Genomic DNA, 18,110 nt, shown 5'->3' with positions numbered 1-18,110 from the left:
CTGCCCCGGCATTTGCCGGGGCAGCGGCTCAGTCGGCGATGTCGCGCTGGGCGACGACCTTGGTGATCCGGACGCGGGCGAGGTACTCGCCGGGCGCGCCGTTGCGGGCGCCGTACTCCTCGGCGCGGTCCGCGCCCATGTACCGGCCGCCGATCACGGTCGCCCAGCGGCGCACCTCGTCCACGTCCTCGGACAGTGACGCCTCGCCCCACAGCGAGACGAAGGAGTACGGCGGGGTCTGGTCGTCCACGCTGATCGAGATGCGCGGATCGCGGCGCAGCGCCTTCGCCTTGAGCCCCGACTCGTGCGTCGTGAACAGCAGGTCGGGCCCGTCGAGGACGAACCAGATCGGCGTGACGTGCGGCGTGCCGTCCGCCTTGACGACGGCGGCCTTGCCGGTGCGGGTTCCGGTCGAGACGAAGTCGCGCCACTCGTTTTCGGTCATGGTTTCGGCCATGCGCCGATTCTCTCCGAGCGGCGCACCGGCCTCACCCCGGGGGTCAGGACACGGCCGTGCCAATGAGGTGGCCCACCAAGAACGTCACCCCGGCGGCGAGACCGCCCGCGACGACCTGGCGCAGACCCGAGCGCACCGCGGGCCGCCCGTTGAGGACGCCGATGCCCGCGCCGACGCCGAACAACGCGAGGACCGCCAGCCCGATCGCGGCCAGCAGCGCGGCCGCGCCGCCCCCGATCAGGTACGGCAGCACCACGACGAACGCGCCCATCGCGAACGCGAGCAGGCTCGACGCCGCCGCGCCCCACGGAGAGCCGAGCTCGTCCGGGTCCAGGCCCAGCTCTTCCCGCGCGAGCGTGTCGAGGGCGACCTTCTTGTCGCTCATGATCCGGTCGGCGAGGCGCTCGGCGTCGCCGCGGTCCAGCCCCTTGGCGCGGTAGAGCAGGACCAGCTCCGCATGCTCCTCTTCCGGGGTCTCCTCCAGCTCCTGCGCCTCGAGCGCGATCTCCCGCTCGAACATCTCCCGCTGGCTGGACATGGAGACATATTCTCCGGCGGCCATGGAGAACGCTCCGGCCAGCAGTCCGGCGACGCCCGCCAGCAGGATCGCGGTCCGGGAGGATCCGGATCCCGCGAAGCCCATGACGAGGGCGGTGTTCGACACGAGGCCGTCGCTGACCCCGAAGATGCCCGCGCGCAGCGCCCCGGAGCGGTCCGTACGGTGCCAGCCCTCCCGGCGGGAGATCTGCACGCGCGGATCGGGCTTCCCGCCGTCGAGCAGCTTGGCGAGCGTACGGGCGTGGCCGCGCTCGTCGTCGGCCATCCCCGGCGCGGCGTCCGGGTCACGGTCGTAGAGCCCCGCGTCCGAACGCTCGGCACGTTCGATCATCGGCAGGACCGCGCGCGTGGACAGCCGCCGGGCCGTCACCGCGAGTAGTCGGGTGCGCGCACTGGGCGGTCCGGGGGGAGGCACCTCCGCCCCGGCCGACCGGAGCTTCTCCTCCCAATGGGCCGCGTGCTTCCGCTCCACCGCCGCGAGCTCCTCCAAGATCTCGCGGCGTTCGCCGTCCTCGGCCTGCGCGAGACTCGTGTACAGGGTGGCGGCGTCGCGCTCGCTGGCGAGGAGGTCCCGCCAGCGCTTGACGCGTTCTCGATCAGCAGCTTTGCCCATGGCACTCCTCGTCGTCCCCATCCGTACCGAAACCTGCCAGGACCGGAAAGTCATCCCCGCACCGGGTGCCGCGAAGCCCGTACGTCCCCGAGCAGCATCATCACGGCTCCTCCATGGTCTCGCAGTACGGAGGGCGACCGGTGGCGGGGCCGCTCCGGCATGCCTACGCTAAGAGCCGTGGGCAACCTGCCGGCCGGTGGGACACGCTTCGTGGGCCGCGAACGAGAGTCGCGCGAGGCGACGGCGGCGCTGCGCCGCGGACGGCTCTTGACGCTCACCGGAGACCCGGGGGTGGGCAAGACACGCCTGGCCCTGCGGATCGCGGGGCGCGCCCAGCGGTCCTTCCCCGACGGCGTGTGGTTCGTCGAGCTGGCACCGGTGCGGGACGCCGAGCTCCTCGTCGCGGCCGTCGCCGAGGCACTCGAGATCTACGAGGCGTCGCTCGGCACCCGGCAGGACTCGGCCCGCAGCCTGCTCGAGCTGCTCGTCGATCACCTGGCGGACAAGCGGATGCTCCTGATCCTCGACAACTGCGAACACCTGCTGGACGCCTGCGCGCGGCTGGCCAACATCCTCCTGCGCGCCGGCCGGAATCTGCACATCATGACCACCAGCCGGCAGACGCTGGGCGTCGTCGGAGAGCAGGTCCTGCCCGTACGGCCGTTGCCGATGCCGGATCCGGAGAAGACGCCCTCCCTGGCCGCGGTGTCCGGGTCCGACGCGGTACGCCTCTTCGCGGACCGGGCGGCGACCGCGTCCCGTGGTTTCCGCGTCACCGAGGCCAACCAGGGCGCCGTCCTGCGATTGTGTCACCGGCTCGAGGGCAACCCGCTGGCGATCGAGCTCGCCGCGGTCCGGGTCCGGGCCATGTCCGTCGACCGGGTCCTGTGGCGGCTGGACGACTACTTCGGGCTGCTGACGGAGGGAAGCAGCACGCACCTTCCTCCGCTCCAGGCGCCGCGCACGGCGATCGACTGGAGCTCCGGGCTGTGCTCCCCGGTCCAGCGGACGTTGTGGCGCCGGCTCGCCGTCTTCGAGGGCGGCTTCGACCTGGACGACGCCGAAGCCGTCTGCACCGGCGACGGCATCGCCACCGACGACGTTCTGGACATTCTCACCGACCTGATCGACATGTCGATCGTCGTACGGGAGCCACCGGACCGGCTGTGCCGGTACCGCCTGCCCGAGATGATCCGGGAGTACGGCCAGGAGATGCTGGCCCGCTCCCATGAGGAGACCCGGGTACGGGACCGGCACCGCGACCACTACTTCGCGATGGCCGAGCGCGCCATGACGGAGTTCATGACTCCCCGTCAGGCACTCTGGCTCTCCCGGCTGCGGCGCGAGCATCCCAACCTCCGCACTGCGGCGGACCACGCGCTGGCCGCTCCCGGCGAGGACACGCTCGCCGTGCGGATCGCGACCGACCTGGGCCGCTACTGCATCACGAGGGGACTGCTCAGCGAAGGCCGTCACTGGCTGGACCGGGCCCTGGAACACCACCGGGCCTCCGGCCACGCCCGGGCGGACGCGCTGTGGGTCGCGGGCCGGCTCGGCATCCTGCAGGGGGACACGGCGGCGGCACTGGACCTCCTGGACCAGTGCCAGGACCTCGCCGAGCTGATCGGCTACCCGCTGGCGGGGCGACGCGCGGTGCAGTGCGCCGGCCTGGCGGCGCTGTTCGAGGGCCGGTTCGCGGACGCCCAGGCACTGATGACCCGGGCATTGGAGAGCAGCCGGGCCGCCGACGACGCCGACGGTCAGTGGCTCACGCTGTTCCACCTGAGCATCCTCCACAGCGCTCTCGGCGACCATGAGGCGGCGCTCGCCTGCGCCGAGCGTTCCCTGGCGATCTCCCGGGAGCACGGCGCGGCCTTCTCGGAGGCCCACGCGCTGTGGGCGACGGCGATCGCCACCTGGCAGCTCGGCGACGCGGCGGGGGCCAGGCCGTTGCTGCGTGCGGCGCTCGACCTCAAGCACACGCTGGGGGATCGATGGGGGATGACGTTCTGCCTGGAGTCTCTCGCCTGGGCGACGACGGACGCGGACGCGGAGGCCGCCGCCCGCCTGCTCGGCGCCGCGGACTCCATGTGGCGTTCGATCGGGTCGTCGGTGGATCGGCTCCACGGGCTGGCGGAGTCCCACCGGTGGTGTGAGGGCGTGCTCCGTGGGACGCTCGGCCCGGATCGGTTCGGCCAGGCATTCGCCGAGGGAGCGGCCCTCCCGCTGGACGCCGCGGTCGCCCTCGGGCTCGGCCGTACGGCACACGCCGGCTCCTGAGCCGCCATCGGCCTTTGCCGCCGGGCTTGTTCTCCTGTGAGCCGGCACCTCGGCTGAAGGCGCCATCTGGCCGGGGAGTACGGTTTTCGCATGGACATCGCGACCCCGCAGGGTCCGGCCGAGGTCACCCTGGACGCGCCGGCGGAGCCGGCGTTCCTCCTGGTCATGACCCACGGTTCGAACGGCGGGATCGACGCGCCCGACCTGCTGGCCGTCCGCGAGGAGGCGCTCGCGCTCGATGGGGCCGTGGCTCGCGTCCTCCAGCCGTTCCGTCGTGCCGGACGACGTGCGCCCGGGTCCGCGGAACGCCAGGACGAGGCCTGGCTCACGGTGATCGCCGCGCTCCGTGAGAGGTTCCCCGATGTGCCCCTGATTCAGTGCGGGCGGAGCAACGGCGCGCGCGTCGCGTGCCGTACGGCGCTCAAGGCCGGGGCGCGCGGAGTGATCGCGCTAGCGTTTCCGCTGCACCCGCCGGGAAGGCCCGAACGTTCCCGCGCACCCGAGCTGAGGGCGGCGGGCGTGGAGGTCGTGGTCGTCAACGGCGACCGTGATCCGTTCGGTGTCCCGGATCCCGCGGATGCCACTCGGGTCGAGATCCTGCCGGGGGAACGGCACGATCTGGCCAGGAGGCCCGCCGCGGTGGGGGCGGTGGTGGGGGAGTGGCTGCGCCGATGGAGCGCCGGTACGTGCTGAGTCCCCCGAGGTCGATCATCATTATGGACAGGTCCCCCGTAGAGAACGCGTCACGCCGCCGTGTGCGCCGGAAGGTCGGTCGGGCGGTGAGGTGCGATGATTCCCCCGTCGGGAAGCAGCTCGCCGGTGTCCTCGAACAGCACGACCCCGTTGCAGAGCAGGCTCCACCCCTGCTCGGGGTGGCAGGTGATGGTGCGAGCGGCCTCACGGTCGGGTGCGGTCGCCGAGGGGCATGGCGGCTCGTGCGGGCACATGTGCGTGCCTCCGGTCTCGACTACTCGTAGGTTCGGTTGCTTCATGTCACTAAGACGTCTTCGAGTGTGCTGCGGTTCGCCCGCGTTCGGACATAGCCCGGCCGGGCGGTTTTCCGATGGCCCCAGTGACTCCTCGTGACAGAGATCACTTTACGGCTTATCGGTCCGTACCCGCATCCAAATCGGCCAAAGAACAACTCTCGGTACAGACAACGATCTGGCGCGGTAGCACGATCGCGCAGGTCAAACGGTGCATCGCCCGCGTTTCGCCGGGCCGGACGGGTACGGGGTGCGGCCTCGTCCTTCCCCGCGGCACCCGGGCGACGGCCAGGCGCAGGGCAGTTTTCGGTCATGTGGCGGAGCGCGTCTTTGCACCCCCGAATCGGCCGGCCGTACGCGGCGCGGGCCCTGAGGGAGGCGACGGCACCACTCGCGATCTACGGCGAGCCGCCGCCCACGCCCGTGCGGAAGGCCGGTCAGGCCGTCCGCCGGCCGAGGTCGTTGACCCAGGCCGGGCCGATATCCTCCAGAGTGTAGCCGCCGGGGTAGGAGCGGGTGTACGGCTTCTTCGGCCGGGAGGACGGGCGCGGCGGCATCAGCCGGACGGCGAGCGCACGCAGTTTCAGTGCCCGGTGCGCGGCGATCTCCAGGACCCGGGGCGCACGGGGCAGGCCGAGCGCCTGGCGCAGTGGCGCGTCGGTCATCGCCAGCACCCCTCGCCGGGCGAGCGGGCGCAGGAACCTCGGGAACCACCCCTCGAAGATCGCGATCGTCGCCTCCGCCACCCGGTGGTTGGCGTCGCTGTAGGTGTAGTTCTTCTCTTCGTAACGGTCGAGGAAGTCGGCGAATTCCTCGTAGGTCTCCGGGATCTCCTTCAGCCCCATGAGGCGGCCGATGTGGCGGAACGTGTTCGTCGCGGCGCGCACCTCGTGCCTGCTGTACGGCCGCCAGCCGTACTCGGCGATCCAGCGCACGGGGACCACCACGAACGTCGCCAGGACGTAGAGGAAGTCATCGTTCGAGATCGAGTACCGGCCGTGGATCCGGTTCATGCGGCGTAGGGCGGCCCGGCCGCGTTCGGCGTCCAGTCCGCCGTCCTGCGTCATCTCGTACAGCAGGGCGACGGTGTCGTCGTAGCGTTTCTGACCTTGCCCGGCGAACTCCCCGGTGTGGTCGAGGAGCTCGCCGATCGACGGCACCGCGAAGGTGCGGAACAGCGCGAGCTCCAGCGACCGCTGAAGATCCCAGGGGAACTCGTATTCGGCGCTGATCCGAAAGATGTCCTGGTAGTCGCGCTCGGGGTCGAGGGCCTGAAGCTGCCGGAGCCGGGTATAGCGGGCCATCCAGATTCTCCGTGTAAGGGGTTAATTACCGGAATCGGACAGCCATGATCGTAGGGGAGATCGCCGGACGGCGCAGTAGCCGAGCCCACACTGCGCGGACCGGGCTTCAGGGCGCGGTCAGGCGATCCGGGCGAGGACGGGGTCCATGAAGTGGGTGCCGCGGTCAGGCGATCCCGGCGAGGACGCGGTCCAGGCCCGCGAGGAAGCGCGCGTCCCAGTCCACGTCCTCGCCGGCCGCAGTACCGGCGGCGCGCTCGCGGGCCTCGAGGGCCACCGTGCCGAGCAGGTAGCCGAGCAGGACGTGGGCGCCGACGGCCGCCTCGGACTCCGGAAGGCCGGCCGCGCGCAGCACCTCGCGTACGGAGACGGTGGTCGTGACGAGCGCGCCCGGGTTGCGGCGGGTGACGATGAGCGGCATCACCCCGACGTGCTCGAGCAGCCGGTCGCGGTAGGCCCGTGCCCAGGAGCGCAGCCGCACGCGTGGGTCGCCGTCGCCGGGGGGCACGGGCAGCGCGGCGACGTGGGCGATCAGCTGCTCGAGGAGCTGTTCCTTGCCGTGCGGGAGGTGATGGTAGATCGCCATGGCCTCGACCTGAAGCGAGTCGCCGAGGCGGCGCATCGTCAGCCGGCCGAGCCCCTGGCCGTCGATGAGGTGGAGCGCGGTCTCGATGATGCGCTCACGCGTGAGCGGTGCCCGCTGCGACATGATCGCACCTTACTGCGTAAAGGCGGTTGCGCGAAAGCATCCCGGCCGCATGTCCCGGTGCCGTACCCTCTACCCTTGGCTCGGAGAGCATCGAGAGAAGGGGAGCCGCCATGGTCCTGGGTCGCAAGGTGAGCCCGGAGGTCGCTGAGCGCCACGCCGCGGACAAGACGCTCGCCGCGGAGCTGCACGACCGGCTCGCCGCCGCGCAGGACGCCGAGCGGGAGTTCCACGCCGCTCAGGTCGAGGGCCGTGCCCTCGACGAGCTGCGCCCGCTCGCGGTCGCCTACGATCGCGCCCTGTACGACGCGCTCCTCGCCGCCGAGGCGGCGCAGCGGTCGGCGATGGGCCCGAAGACGTACGAGCACGGGGACGCCAAGCAGCGCCGCGCCGCGCAGATCGCCGCGCGCAAGGCACAGGCCAAGCCGAGCGTCCGTCCGTACACCGACGAGGTCGACCGGCTCCGCACGCTGCGCGAGGCGCACAAACTGGCGCTGCGCACCACGCCGCCCGCCCACGTCTGAGCGACCACCGCGCGCCGGTCGCGCGGGGCGACCGGGCCGGTGTCACTCGGCCGCGGCCCCGCGCGACGGGGGAGCGCCGCCGGCGGGGGCCGGACGGTGATCCGGCCGCGGTGCGTCCGCGGCCCGCCTCACTGGGGGCGGTCCCGTCGCCATGACAGCGCCACGCCGCTGGGGATCACGGGGTGACCTGGCCGATGGAGCGTCTTGACCCTCGGTGCGCTTCGCTCGCGTCGTCGCCAGCTGTCCATGAAATCGCCGCTGGTTTTCATCCAAGGGGTACAAGACAGTGCCCCACCAGCGTGAACACGGCCAGGTCGGAGTGGCACGGGCCGATGAACTCTGAGACTCTACCGACTCAGGTGTCGTCGTGGGCAACAGCGGCCGTCCCGGCCACGGCGATGCGGGCCAGCAGGAAGTGCTCTGTCCGGGGGGATGACTTGGAGCGCACGCCGCCGGATCGGCGAGACCTTCTCGGCTCATGCCGAGAAGGTGTCCTCGCGATCTGTGAGCTGGCCGCGCACTTCTCGGACTGGTCCGTGCCGACGCCGTGCAAGGAGTGGCAGGCCATCGACCTCGCCGGTCACCTGCGCTGCGTCGCGGAGAACTTCCACGAATACCTCAACGACGCCCCCAACAGCCGGCTGTCGCGGCTGTTCGCCCAGGACGCCCCGGCCGCCCTCATGATGCGCCAGCTGTCCCGGCAGAACGCCGCCGAGCTGGCCGTGCTGCCGCCCGCGACGGGGCGCGAGCACATCGTCGCGTTCGCCGTCTCGGCCGAGGCGTACTCCGACCGGCTGCTCGACGTGTGGGACGAGCCGTACCTCTCCTACCGGGGCACCAAGCTGACCGCGGGCGACTACGCCGGAGCGGTGTGCGTCGAGTGGCACCTGCACGCCTGGGATCTGGCCCGCGCGCTCGACAAGGACCACCGCCCTCGTCGCCCCGACGTCATCGCCGCGGCCTGGCGCACCGGGGTGCCGCACCTGCCGGTGCCCGGCCGGGGAGACGAGTGGGCGGCCGTGCTGCGCGCGTCGGGACGCTCGCCGGACTGGCATCCCGAGTGACAGCCTCCCGCCTGTGGCGGCCAAGTGGTGGGCTCACTCGGTGAGCAGCGGCTCCAGCAGGCGGTGCGGGCGCCGCAGCGCGCGCGAGACCGGATCGTTGCGATGCGGCCGGTCCGCGCCCGGCCCGGGTCGCACCTCCAGCTCCTCCGGCGGGGCGAACCGTCCGCACACCACGCAGGTGCCCGTCCGGTCGACGCGGGCGCCGCAGGGGAGATGGGTGTAGAGCCGGGTCGGTCCGGCCGGGGAGAGGTACTCCCCGCCCCAGTGGCCGAGCGCGTTCAGCGCCGGCCAGAGTTCACGGCCGCGCTCCGTCAGCACGTACTCGTGGCGGCGGGGTGACTCCTGGTAGGGCCGCCGGTCGAGCACTCCGGCGTCCACGAGGGCCTGCAGACGCGCCGCGAGCACCGCACGGGGGATGTCGAGGTGGGCGAGGAAGTCGCCGTAGCGGCGGACCCCGTAGAAGGCGTCGCGGACGATGAGCAGCGTCCACCGCTCGCCGAGCAGTTCCAGAGCGCGGGCGAGCGCGCAGTCCTGCGTGACGTAGTCCTTCCCGAGTGCCATGCGCACAGGCTAGTTCATTCAACGAACCGATGGTGTTACAGTCGGCCCGTTCTTAGTTCATTGATTGAACCGAGGTGATGACAGTGCAGACGGCCGTACGGGTCGGCGAACGCGTCCGGGAGGGACGGACCCTCGCCGTCGTCTCCGCCGCGACGATGCTCGCGCTGATGAACTACAACGCGACCTTCTCGACTCTCGCGGCGATGGCGCGCGACCTGAACGCCGGAACGGCGGGGCAGACGTGGATCCTCGGGAGCATCGCGCTCGGCACCGCCGTGCTGCTGCTCGCCGTGGGCGGGCTCGCCGACGACCACGGGCGCAAGCGGGTCTTCGTGACGGGCGCGCTCACCCTGGCGGTGTCCAGCGTTCTGTGCGCCTTCGCCCCCACGACCACCGCGTTCGTCGCCGGCCGTCTCCTCCAGGGCGGTGCGACCGCGGCCCTGCTGGCGGCCGGACTCGGTCTCATCGGTCACGCCTTCCCCGCCGGCCCGGAGCGGGCGCGGGCGACGGGCGTGTGGGGCGCGATGCTCGGGCTGGGCATCGCGCTCGGGCCGGAGGCGTCCGCCGGGCTGGCGGAGCTCGCGGGCTGGCGGGCGTGGTACGTCGCCGCGGCGGTCGCGTCGGCGGTGCTGGCGGGGGCGGCCGTGACCGGGCTGCGCGAGTCCCGGGCCGACCACCGGCGCCGCGCCGACCTGCCCGGAGTGCTGACGCTCGGGACCGGGGTCGCGGCGTTGCTCGGCGCGATCACCCTGGGGCGCGGAGGATGGGCCAGGGCGGACATGCTCGTCCTGTTCGCCGCCGCGGCCATCCTCCTCACGGCGTTCGTGGTCGTCGAGTCGCGGATCCGCGAGCCACTGCTCGACCTGCGGCTGTTCCGCCGGGCGGACTTCGTCGTGGCGACCGGGGGCGCGTTCTTCACCGGCGTCGCGGTGATCGGGGTGATGAGCTACCTGCCGACGATGGTGGGCCGCGTCCTCGGGGAGCCGCCGCTGCTCGCGGGCGCCGTGCTCAGCCTGTGGGCCGGCGTATCGTTCGCCGTCTCCCTTCAGGTCCGCCGCGTGGCGGCCCGGGGCCGGCACCTCATCGCCGCCGGCCTGGTGCTGTGCGCGCTCGGAGACGTCGCCTTGATGGGCCTGTCGGCCGGCTGGGGATGGTGGCGGCTCGCCCCGGGCCTGGTGGTCAGTGGGGTGGGCAGCGGCCTGCTGAACGCCGCCCTCGCCCGGCTGGCGGTCGAGAGCGTGCCCCCGTCCCGTACGGCCATGGGCTCCGGCGCGAACAACACCGCACGGTACATCGGGGCATCGGTCGGGGTGGCCATCGTGGTCGCCATCGCCACCTCGGCGCCGAACCTGACCCGGGGGACGGACATCGCCCTCGCCGTCTCCGCCGCGATCGCCCTCGCCGGAGCGGCGGCCGCCGCCGCGGTGCGCGGACGCTGACCGGGGCCGCTCTGTACGTCAAGTGATGGCGCGGTACAAGAACCGTGACACATTTCTTGTTAGTCAAAGGGAAGGACGTTACGGAGCCGAGACGCCAGACTGTCGGGCACGCGTCCGTGGAAAAGGGTGACCGTGTTCTTCTCGCTCCTCAAGCACGTGTTGCTGGGACCCCTCCTGCGGGTCGTCTTCCGGCCGAAGGTGACCGGCACCGTTCCCAACGGGGCCGCGATCCTGGCCTCGAACCACCTGTCGTTCTGCGACTCGCTGTTCCTGCCGCTCATGGCGCCGCGGAAGGTGGTCTTCATCGGCAAGGAGGAGTACTTCGTCGGCACGGGGCTGAAGGGACGGCTGATCGCGGCGTTCTTCCGCGGCGTCGGCACCATCCCGGTCGACCGCAGGGGCGGGTCGGAGGCGGCCGACGCGCTCGACACGGCCCTGCGCGTGCTCAAGGAGGGCCGGCTGTTCGGGATCTACCCGGAGGGCACGCGCTCTCCGGACGGCCGGCTCTACCGGGGCAAGACGGGCGTCGCCCGGCTGGCCCTCGCGTCGGGCGCGCCGGTGGTGCCCTGCGCGCTGATCGGCACCGACCAGGTCCAGCCGATGGGGCACAAGATGCCGAAGAAGATCATGCGGGTCGAGGTGCGCTTCGGCGAACCCATCCGCTTCTCGGAGGACGCCGACCCGCGCGCCGCCACCGACGAGATCGTCGCGGCGATCCAGAAACTGTCCGGGCAGGAGTACGTCGACGTCTACGCCGCCTCGGTGAAGAAGGCCGCCGCCGCGAAGAACGGCTGACGGGAACAGACCCGCGCCCGTCGCGGTTACAGCTCACGTGGGGCGGACGAAGCCGGACTCATAAGCCACGATGACCGCCTGGGTGCGGTCGCGCGCCCCGAGCTTGGCCAGCAGGTTTCCGACGTGGGTCTTGATCGTCTCCACGCTCACCACGAGGTCGGCCGCGATCTCCGCGTTGGACAGGCCCCGGGCCATCAGGGTGAGCACCTGCTCCTCCCGCTCGGTGAGCCGCGCCCGCCGGATCCGGTCGGTCTCGCGGCCCGCCGCGTGCCGGGCCGCAAGGCCGCGGATCGCCGCCGGGAACAGCAGCGAGTCGCTGAGCGCGACGGTGCGGATCGCCTGCAGGATCTCCGGCGGGCGGGCCCGCTTGAGCAGGAAGCCGCTGGCCCCGGCGCGCAGCGCCTCGTACACGTAGTCGTCGTTCTCGAACGTCGTGACCACCAGGATCCGCGGTGGTTCGGGGATCGTGCCGAGGATCGTCCGGGTCGCCTGGATCCCGTCGACCGCGGGCATGCGGACGTCCATCAGGACGAGGTCGGGCCGCAGCGTGCGCACCATCGGCAGTACCTCGGCGCCGTCGGCGGCCTCGCCGACGACCGTGAGGTCGGGTTCCGCGTCGATGATCGCGCGCAGGCCGGTGCGGATGAGCGGCTCGTCGTCGGCGATGAGGATGTCGGTCACTGTTGCTGTAGCTCCATCAGGGGGACGACCGGGATCGTGACGCGCACCCGCCACCGGGCGCCGTCGGGACCGGCGGTGAACCGCCCGCCCAGGAGGGCGACGCGCTCGCGGACGCCGCTTAGTCCGCTGCCGCCGCCGGACCGGGGCGTGGCGGCGGTCGCGACGGGGTTGGTCACCTCCAGCTCGAGGCGCTCGGCGTGCACGCCCAGCCGCACGTCGACGGGCACTTTACCGGCGTGGCGGAGGACGTTCGTCAGGGCCTCCTGCAGGATGCGGTAGGCCTCCCGGGACACCACCGACGGGATGCCCTCGGTCTCCCCGACCTCGGCGCGCACCTCCGCGCCGGCGGAGCGGGTCTGCTCGAACAGGGCCTCCGCGTCGGCGAGCGTACGCTGCGGGGTCCGGGCGCTCGGGTCCTCCCGTAGCAGGCCGAGCACGTGGTCGAGGTCCTCCAGGGCCGTCCGCCCGGTCTCCTCGATCGCCGACAGCGCGCGGCGGGCGAACTCCGGGTCCGAGTCCAGCAGGCGGACGGCGGCGCCCGCCTGAAGCGTGGTGACGGTCAGCGCGTGCCCGATCGAGTCATGCAACTCCCGCGCGAGCCGGTTGCGCTCGATGAGCTGCTCCGCGCGGCGCTCGAGCTGGACCAGGCGGTCCGCCGGCGACGGGCCGAGCAGGGCCGGCGCCACCCGCGCGAGGACCGCTCCGACGCCCGCCCCGAGGTAGACCACCAGCGGCAGGATGATCAGTCCCAGCGCCACCGTCGACCAGGTGGGCAGTGCGGAGTACCGGCCGAGGAACTCCCGGCCGACCCGCTCGCCGGTGTACGGCGTCTGGAGCAGGAACAGGGCCAGCGGCAGGGCGACGACGGCGAGCATGCCGGTGCCGCCGCCCACGCCGATGTGCAGCACCCACCAGGCGGCGGTGCGCCGGCGGGACCGCCACGAGCGCATGCCCTCCGCGGTCTCGGCGGGCAGCCGGACGCCGAGGAGCGTCTCCGCCGCCGTCCGGGACAGGATCCGCACCGCGGGGATGAAGGCCACCGCGCTCGAGATGGCGATGTAGACCACCAGCATGACCAGGCTCTCCAGGACCTGGTCGGCGGCCTGCTGGTCGGCGTGGCCCATGATCTGCAGGAGCCCGGTGTAGATCAGGATGTACGGCACCAGGATGGCCGTGCCGCCGAAGAGGAACGTCCAACGGCGGTAGGTCGTCACGCTGACGAGGGGGCGGACCAGGGACTTCACGCTGAGATCCTGGCAGAACGAGGCGGCGCCGCGCCTCCCCCGCGGGAGCCAGTTCCGCGGGCGGGGAATTCCCCGACTGGTGCCGGGGCGCGACCTGTGTTATATGTTGTGCACAGCGCCGAGCTTTCCGCTCCGTCGGATGAGGCGCTTTCCCGTCGGGCGTTGTCCCCTCCGCCGCCGTTGATTTTCCGGCAGGCGACGATTCACCCCCGAAAAGGTCTCCTTCTCATCGGGTACCGCTCTCGCGTACCCGTTCCACGGCGGCCCGACGGCCGCCCCCGTCTTCTCGCGCGCCGTGCCGACGGCGTCGCATTTCGAAAGGAATTCCATGACCAGCACCCTCGAAACCACAACCACCCCGCCCCGCGCGCCGGGTGAGCGGGACGACCCCGCCACTCCCGTCGCGGGCGTCCTCGAGATCGGCGATAAGCACGGGTTCGTCCGTGCCTCCGGTTATCTCCCCGGCCCCACCGACGCGTACGTCTCCCTCGCGCAGGTCCGTAAGCACGGACTGCGCACCGGCGACCTCATCGAAGGGGCGGCGCGCCGCCCGCGGCCGGACGGCAAGCGGGAGAAATTCAACGCCCTCGTCCGTGTCGACACGGTGAACGGGCTGCCGCCGGAGAACGCCGTGAAACGGCCGCATTTCGCCGAGCTGACACCGCTGTATCCCCAGGAACGGCTCCGTCTGGAGACCGGGCGTAATGACCTGGCCGGCCGGATCGTCGACCTGATCGCGCCGATCGGAAAAGGACAGCGCGGGCTCATCGTCGCTCCGCCTAAGGCGGGCAAGACGATGATGCTGAAGGCCCTCGCCACCGCCATTCGCGCGAACCACCCCGAATGCCACCTGATGATCGTGCTCGTCGACGAGCGGCCCGAAGAGGTCACCGACATGCGGCGGTCCGTCGACGCGGAGGTCGTCCACTCCACCTTCGACCGCCCCGCCGCCGAGCACACCGCCGTCGCCGAACTCGCGATCGAGCGCGCCAAGCGGCTCGTCGAGCTCGGCCGCGACGTGGTCGTCATCCTCGACTCGATCACCCGCCTGGGGCGGGCGTACAACCTCGTCGCGCCCGCCGGCGGCCGGATCCTGGCCGGCGGTGTGGCCACGACGGCGATCCACCCTCCCCGCCGGTTCCTCGGCGCCGCCCGCAACATCGAGGAGGGCGGCTCGCTGACCATCCTCGGGTCCGTGCTCGTCGAGACCGGCTCCCGCATGGACGACGTCTTCTTCGAGGAGTTCAAGGGCACCGGCAACATGGAGCTGCGGCTGAGCCGCGAGCTCGCCGACAAGCGGACCTTCCCGGCCGTCGAGGTCACCGGATCCAGCACCCGCCGCGACGACCTGCTCATGTCCTCGGCGGAGCTCGAGGTCGTGGGCCGGCTGCGCCGGGTCCTGCACGCGCTCGGCCCGCAGGAGGCGGCCGAACTCCTCATCGGCAAGCTGCGCGACACGCCGACCAACGCCGAGTTCCTCCTGCAGGTCATGCGCGAGACCGGCAAATAACGTCCCTCACGGCCGCAGGGCCAGCCTCAGAGCGAAGCCGAGGAAGGCCGTGCCCGCGACCCGGTCCAGCACGCGGCCCACGGCGGGCCGGCGCAGCAGCCGCCCGAGGCGGTCGGCCAGCACGGTCAGCACCGTGCACCACGCGAGGCCCTCGGCGACGTGCACGCCCGTCAGCAGGAGGCTCCACGGCAGCACCGGCGCGCCCGCCGGCACGAACTGCGGCAGCAGCGACAGGTAGAACACCCCCACTTTCGGGTTCAGCGCGTTGGTGAGCAGGCCGCGGAGGAACCAGCCGCGCCCGGGGGACTCGGCCGCGTCCCCGGTTTTCTCCTCCCGGTTCACCAGGAGCCGTACGCCCAGGTAGAGAAGGTAGGCGGCGCCCGCCCAGCGCAGCACCGTGTACAGCGTGTGCGAGGCCGCCAGCACCGCGGTCAGGCCGAACCCGGCCGCCGCGCCCCACCACAGGCAGCCCGCCTGGATGCCCAGCGCCGCGACGAACGCCGAGCGGCGGCCGTACGCGATCGCCGTCCGCAGCACGAGCAGCGAGTCCGGTCCCGGCACCAGCGTGAGCAGCGCCGCGACCCCCGCGAAAGTCAGCAGCCCCATCACTCCACCGTCACGCTCTTGGCGAGGTTGCGGGGCTTGTCGACGTCGTGGCCCAGCGTCACGGCCGCGTGGTAGGCCAGCAGCTGCAGCGGGATCGACAGCAGGATCGGATCGAGCTCGGGCTCGTTCTTCGGGATGACGATCGCGTCGTCGACCAGCTCCCGATGCCCGACCGTCAGCACCCGGCCGCGCCGCGCGCGGATCTCGCCCAGCGTCGAGAGGTTCTTCTCCAGCAGCTCGTCGTCCGGGACCACCGCGACGGCCGGCAGCTCGGGGCTGACCAGTGCGAGCGGGCCGTGCTTGAGCTCGCTCGCCGGGTACGCCTCCGCGTGGACGTAGGACACCTCCTTGAGCTTCTGCGCCCCCTCCCGGGCGACCGGCCAGCCGCGCACCCGCCCGATGAACAGCATGCTGCGGTAGGCGGCGAACTCCCGCGCGAGCTCGGCGATCCGGTCCTCCTGCTTGAGGATCTCCTCGATCTGCGCGGGCAGGGCGCGCAGGCCCTCGGCGATCCGGCGGCCGTCGGCGGGGGACAGGTCGTGGATCCGCCCGAGGTGCAGCGCGATGAGGCCGAAGACCACCGCGGTGGAGGTGTACGCCTTGGTCGAGGCGACCGCGATCTCCGGGCCGGCGTGCAGGTACACCCCGCCGTCGCACTCGCGGGCGATCGCGCTGCCGACGGCGTTGACGACGCCGAGGACCCGTCCGCCCTTGCGCTTCAGCTCCTGGACGGCGGCAAGGGTGTCGTACGTCTCGCCGGACTGGCTCACCGCGACGTACAGCGTGTCCGCCTGGACCACCGGGTTTCGATAGCGGAACTCCGAGGCGGGCTCGGCGTCGGCCGGGATCCGCGCCAGCTCCTCGATGAGCTGCGCGCCGACCTGCCCGGCGTAGTACGCGGAGCCGCAGCCGAGGATCTTGACGCGGCGGATCTCTCGCGCCTCGCGGGGGTCGAGGTTCAGGCCGCCCAGGTGCGCGGTGTGGAACCGCAGGTCCACCCGGCCGCGCAGCGTGCGCTCGACGGCGGCAGGCTGCTCGTGGATCTCCTTGCGCATGAAGTGCGTGTAGCCCTCGGCGTCGTACGCGGCCTCGTCCGCCTCGATGACGGAGGGCTCCTTGCGGGTCGCCCGCCGGTCGAGCGTCGACGTGCGGAAGCCGTCGGCCCGTACGGTCGCCAGCTCGCCGTCGTCCAGGTGCACCACCTGCCGCGTGTAACGGACCAGCGCGGCGACGTCGGAGGCGACGAACATCTCCTTCTCGCCGATTCCGAGGACGACCGGGCTGCCGTTGCGGGCGGCGACCAGCACGTCCGGGTGGCGCGTGTCCACGACGGCGATCCCGTACGTGCCGACGACCCGGGACAGCGCCTCCCGTACGGCGTCCTCCAGCTCGGCCGCGCCGGACCGGGCGATCAAGTGCGCCAGCACCTCGCTGTCGGTCTCGGACGCGAGGACGACGCCGTCCGCGACCAGCTCGGCGCGCAGCTCGTCGGCGTTCTCGATGATGCCGTTGTGCACGATGGCGATGGTCCCGGCGACGTGCGGGTGGGCGTTGAGGTCGCTCGGCTCGCCGTGCGTGGCCCAGCGGGTGTGCCCGATGCCCGGAGCGCCCTTGAACCGGGCGGGCAGGTCGGCCGCCAGCTCGCCGACGCGCATCTTCGCCTTGCGGACCCGCAGGTCACCCGAGCGGCCGACGACGGCCAGGCCCGCCGAGTCGTAGCCCCGGTACTCCAGCCGGGCCAGCCCCTCGGTCAGGATCGGGACGGCGTCCCTGGGGCCGACGTAGGCCACGATTCCGCACATTGGGTCTCCTTCATCCGTAGACGATCCGGCGGAGCTGGCGCAGCGAGAGCTCGGGGGGAGCGACTCGCCGCGACGACAGCTCGGCGTCGATGCGTTCGAATATCCGGTCGTTGGTCAGCCCGCGCGCCTTCAGCTCCGCGTGCCGCCGGCGGACGAAGTCCTCGGCCGGCTCGGCGAAGTAGGCGAGCACGTCGGCGACGACGCGCGCCGCCTCGCCGGGGGTCAGCGCGGCCGTACGGCGGAGGTGCGCGACGAGCTCTTCGTGGGGATTTCCGGACACGAGCGTCGATGTTGCCGGTCCAGTGCGGACAAATGCAAGAATCCTGCCCGGAATCGGGCAGGATTCTCGGTGATGCGGAGGTCAGCCCTCGAGGATCTTGTTGTACCGGTACGGCTTGTAGTGGTTGTAGGTGATCGGGTGGACGCGGTGGTGGGTGCCGCCGTCGCCGGCCTGCTCGAACACCCAGTACGCGGTGTGCGCGGGGTTCGCCCACTGCTCGAAGAGCATGACGTGCCCGGCGTCGCCGATGCTGCCCGCGCCGAGGAAGCCGATGGCGTCGGCCGGCCGGAGGTCGCCCCACGCGATGGGGTGGACGACCGGTCCGGGCGTGCCGTACCCGCCGCGCAGCATGCTGTCGGTGTTGTGGTTGAGCGGTGTGCCGTTCGCGTTCCGGAGGTTCCAGGTCATGGAGACGTAGCCGGAGCAGTCGGTGCGCCAGCCGTCCAGGTAGCGGCTCTGGCTGTAGGGGACGGGGCCGCCGTGCCAGGCGGTGAGCCAGGTCCGGGCGCGGGCGATGGCGACGCTCCGCTTGGTCGGGATCATCGCCACGGCCGGTGTCGCCGCCGCGGCGTCCTGACGCTGGGCGATGCCCGCGGGGCTGGGGAGCGGGCCGTTCGCGACGGCGGGCGTGGTGGGCGCGACGGCGGTCGCGAGCGCCGCCATGGCGCCGAGTGCGACGAGGTTGCTGTGCCTCATGTGCATC

General features: G+C 72.1%; 18 protein-coding genes and 1 pseudogene. 7 read left to right on the top strand and 12 right to left on the bottom strand.

Translation table 11 applies throughout. The features are described 5' to 3' along the window. Window positions 1-28: 28 nt before the first annotated feature. Window positions 29-457, bottom strand: a complete 429-nt coding sequence (locus ACQP2O_RS29795; protein ID WP_433170746.1) for a PPOX class F420-dependent oxidoreductase — start codon at window positions 455-457, stop codon at window positions 29-31. A gap of 43 nt (window positions 458-500) precedes the next feature. Then, window positions 501-1,628, bottom strand: coding sequence for a VIT1/CCC1 transporter family protein (locus ACQP2O_RS29790; protein WP_433170744.1), 1,128 nt, complete (start codon window positions 1,626-1,628; stop codon window positions 501-503). 177 nt (window positions 1,629-1,805) lie between these two features. Here ACQP2O_RS29790 and ACQP2O_RS29785 point away from each other — a divergent pair, with 177 nt between their 5' ends. After that, the gene (locus ACQP2O_RS29785; RefSeq protein ID WP_433170742.1) at window positions 1,806-3,908 is read left to right on the top strand and encodes an ATP-binding protein; all 2,103 of its coding nucleotides are present in this window, start codon (window positions 1,806-1,808) and stop codon (window positions 3,906-3,908) included. A 90-nt stretch (window positions 3,909-3,998) separates the two neighbouring features. Further along, window positions 3,999-4,601 carry an alpha/beta hydrolase family protein gene (locus ACQP2O_RS29780; protein WP_433170741.1) on the top strand — a complete coding sequence of 201 codons (603 nt, stop codon included), beginning with the start codon at window positions 3,999-4,001 and terminating at the stop codon, window positions 4,599-4,601. A 50-nt stretch (window positions 4,602-4,651) separates the two neighbouring features. On the opposite strand, the gene ACQP2O_RS29775 is transcribed toward ACQP2O_RS29780, so the two are convergent. The 3 genes from ACQP2O_RS29775 to ACQP2O_RS29765 form a co-directional block, all read right to left on the bottom strand. Continuing rightward, complete coding sequence (locus tag ACQP2O_RS29775; protein WP_252840513.1) at window positions 4,652-4,855, bottom strand: DUF5999 family protein; 204 nt, start codon at window positions 4,853-4,855, stop codon at window positions 4,652-4,654. 476 nt (window positions 4,856-5,331) lie between these two features. Next, the gene (locus tag ACQP2O_RS29770; RefSeq protein ID WP_433170739.1) at window positions 5,332-6,198 is read right to left on the bottom strand and encodes an oxygenase MpaB family protein; all 867 of its coding nucleotides are present in this window, start codon (window positions 6,196-6,198) and stop codon (window positions 5,332-5,334) included. Window positions 6,199-6,361: 163 nt separating this feature from the next. Beyond that, window positions 6,362-6,904 (bottom strand): TetR/AcrR family transcriptional regulator, encoded by a 543-nt coding sequence (locus ACQP2O_RS29765; protein ID WP_433170737.1) that lies wholly within the window; start codon window positions 6,902-6,904, stop codon window positions 6,362-6,364. 110 nt (window positions 6,905-7,014) lie between these two features. Between ACQP2O_RS29765 and ACQP2O_RS29760 the strand changes: the two genes are divergently transcribed. Then, window positions 7,015-7,425 (top strand): plectin, encoded by a 411-nt coding sequence (locus ACQP2O_RS29760; protein WP_433170735.1) that lies wholly within the window; start codon window positions 7,015-7,017, stop codon window positions 7,423-7,425. Window positions 7,426-7,862: 437 nt separating this feature from the next. Continuing rightward, entirely contained in the window at window positions 7,863-8,489 is a 627-nt protein-coding gene (locus ACQP2O_RS29755) for a maleylpyruvate isomerase N-terminal domain-containing protein (RefSeq protein WP_433170733.1), read from the top strand. A 33-nt stretch (window positions 8,490-8,522) separates the two neighbouring features. Here ACQP2O_RS29755 and ACQP2O_RS29750 read toward each other — a convergent pair whose 3' ends face one another. Then, window positions 8,523-9,050 (bottom strand): winged helix-turn-helix transcriptional regulator, encoded by a 528-nt coding sequence (locus tag ACQP2O_RS29750; protein ID WP_433170731.1) that lies wholly within the window; start codon window positions 9,048-9,050, stop codon window positions 8,523-8,525. 77 nt (window positions 9,051-9,127) lie between these two features. On the opposite strand from ACQP2O_RS29750, the gene ACQP2O_RS29745 reads away from it, so the two are divergent. Together ACQP2O_RS29745 and ACQP2O_RS29740 are read left to right on the top strand one after the other, a co-directional pair. Then, the gene (locus ACQP2O_RS29745) at window positions 9,128-10,489 is read left to right on the top strand and encodes an MFS transporter (RefSeq protein WP_433170729.1); all 1,362 of its coding nucleotides are present in this window, start codon (window positions 9,128-9,130) and stop codon (window positions 10,487-10,489) included. A gap of 126 nt (window positions 10,490-10,615) precedes the next feature. Beyond that, entirely contained in the window at window positions 10,616-11,284 is a 669-nt protein-coding gene (locus ACQP2O_RS29740; RefSeq protein ID WP_433170727.1) for a lysophospholipid acyltransferase family protein, read from the top strand. Between the two features lie 33 nt (window positions 11,285-11,317). Here ACQP2O_RS29740 and ACQP2O_RS29735 read toward each other — a convergent pair whose 3' ends face one another. Both ACQP2O_RS29735 and ACQP2O_RS29730 read right to left on the bottom strand, forming a co-directional pair. Then, entirely contained in the window at window positions 11,318-11,965 is a 648-nt protein-coding gene (locus tag ACQP2O_RS29735; protein WP_433170725.1) for a response regulator, read from the bottom strand. Further along, window positions 11,962-13,209, bottom strand: a complete 1,248-nt coding sequence (locus ACQP2O_RS29730) for a histidine kinase (protein ID WP_433170723.1) — start codon at window positions 13,207-13,209, stop codon at window positions 11,962-11,964. Before ACQP2O_RS29730 ends, ACQP2O_RS29735 begins: the two co-directional genes overlap by 4 nt. 382 nt (window positions 13,210-13,591) lie before the next feature. Here ACQP2O_RS29730 and rho point away from each other — a divergent pair. Next, a pseudogene (gene rho, locus ACQP2O_RS29725) lies at window positions 13,592-14,719 on the top strand (transcription termination factor Rho); the annotation flags it as partial. A gap of 6 nt (window positions 14,720-14,725) precedes the next feature. On the opposite strand, the gene ACQP2O_RS29720 reads toward rho, so the two are convergent. The 4 genes from ACQP2O_RS29720 to ACQP2O_RS29705 all read right to left on the bottom strand — a co-directional run bounded on the left by ACQP2O_RS29720 (window position 14,726) and on the right by ACQP2O_RS29705 (window position 18,103). Next, window positions 14,726-15,325: a LysE family translocator gene (locus ACQP2O_RS29720; RefSeq protein ID WP_433170722.1), complete on the bottom strand. Its 600-nt coding sequence runs from the start codon at window positions 15,323-15,325 to the stop codon at window positions 14,726-14,728. After that, a complete protein-coding gene (gene glmS / locus ACQP2O_RS29715) occupies window positions 15,325-17,127 on the bottom strand; it encodes a glutamine--fructose-6-phosphate transaminase (isomerizing) (protein ID WP_433170720.1) in 1,803 nt (600 codons plus the stop codon). Before glmS ends, ACQP2O_RS29720 begins: the two co-directional genes overlap by 1 nt. A gap of 10 nt (window positions 17,128-17,137) precedes the next feature. Then, window positions 17,138-17,407, bottom strand: a complete 270-nt coding sequence (locus ACQP2O_RS29710; RefSeq protein WP_433170718.1) for a hypothetical protein — start codon at window positions 17,405-17,407, stop codon at window positions 17,138-17,140. 81 nt (window positions 17,408-17,488) lie between these two features. Next, window positions 17,489-18,103: a hypothetical protein gene (locus ACQP2O_RS29705; protein WP_433170716.1), complete on the bottom strand. Its 615-nt coding sequence runs from the start codon at window positions 18,101-18,103 to the stop codon at window positions 17,489-17,491. Window positions 18,104-18,110 lie beyond the last annotated feature (7 nt).

Source organism: Actinoallomurus sp. CA-150999 (assembly GCF_050942425.1).
Classification (GTDB): Bacteria; Actinomycetota; Actinomycetes; order Streptosporangiales; family Streptosporangiaceae; genus Actinoallomurus.
The sequence above is the reverse complement of the archived record's forward strand: the minus strand, read 5'-3'. Positions and strand labels throughout refer to the sequence as shown.

What these genes read in the sequence shown, in the direction of transcription:
- ACQP2O_RS29765 (WP_433170737.1), bottom strand. Translation starts at nt 6,904, where the DNA reads ATGTCGCAGCGGGCACCGCTCACGCGTGAGCGCATCATCGAGACCGCG.
- glmS (WP_433170720.1), bottom strand. Translation starts at nt 17,127, where the DNA reads ATGTGCGGAATCGTGGCCTACGTCGGCCCCAGGGACGCCGTCCCGATC.
- ACQP2O_RS29780 (WP_433170741.1), top strand. Translation starts at nt 3,999, where the DNA reads ATGGACATCGCGACCCCGCAGGGTCCGGCCGAGGTCACCCTGGACGCG.
- ACQP2O_RS29745 (WP_433170729.1), top strand. Translation starts at nt 9,128, where the DNA reads ATGACAGTGCAGACGGCCGTACGGGTCGGCGAACGCGTCCGGGAGGGA.
- ACQP2O_RS29795 (WP_433170746.1), bottom strand. Translation starts at nt 457, where the DNA reads ATGGCCGAAACCATGACCGAAAACGAGTGGCGCGACTTCGTCTCGACC.
- ACQP2O_RS29750 (WP_433170731.1), bottom strand. Translation starts at nt 9,050, where the DNA reads ATGGCACTCGGGAAGGACTACGTCACGCAGGACTGCGCGCTCGCCCGC.
- ACQP2O_RS29775 (WP_252840513.1), bottom strand. Translation starts at nt 4,855, where the DNA reads ATGTGCCCGCACGAGCCGCCATGCCCCTCGGCGACCGCACCCGACCGT.
- ACQP2O_RS29770 (WP_433170739.1), bottom strand. Translation starts at nt 6,198, where the DNA reads ATGGCCCGCTATACCCGGCTCCGGCAGCTTCAGGCCCTCGACCCCGAG.
- ACQP2O_RS29705 (WP_433170716.1), bottom strand. Translation starts at nt 18,103, where the DNA reads ATGAGGCACAGCAACCTCGTCGCACTCGGCGCCATGGCGGCGCTCGCG.
- ACQP2O_RS29790 (WP_433170744.1), bottom strand. Translation starts at nt 1,628, where the DNA reads ATGGGCAAAGCTGCTGATCGAGAACGCGTCAAGCGCTGGCGGGACCTC.
- ACQP2O_RS29760 (WP_433170735.1), top strand. Translation starts at nt 7,015, where the DNA reads ATGGTCCTGGGTCGCAAGGTGAGCCCGGAGGTCGCTGAGCGCCACGCC.
- ACQP2O_RS29720 (WP_433170722.1), bottom strand. Translation starts at nt 15,325, where the DNA reads ATGGGGCTGCTGACTTTCGCGGGGGTCGCGGCGCTGCTCACGCTGGTG.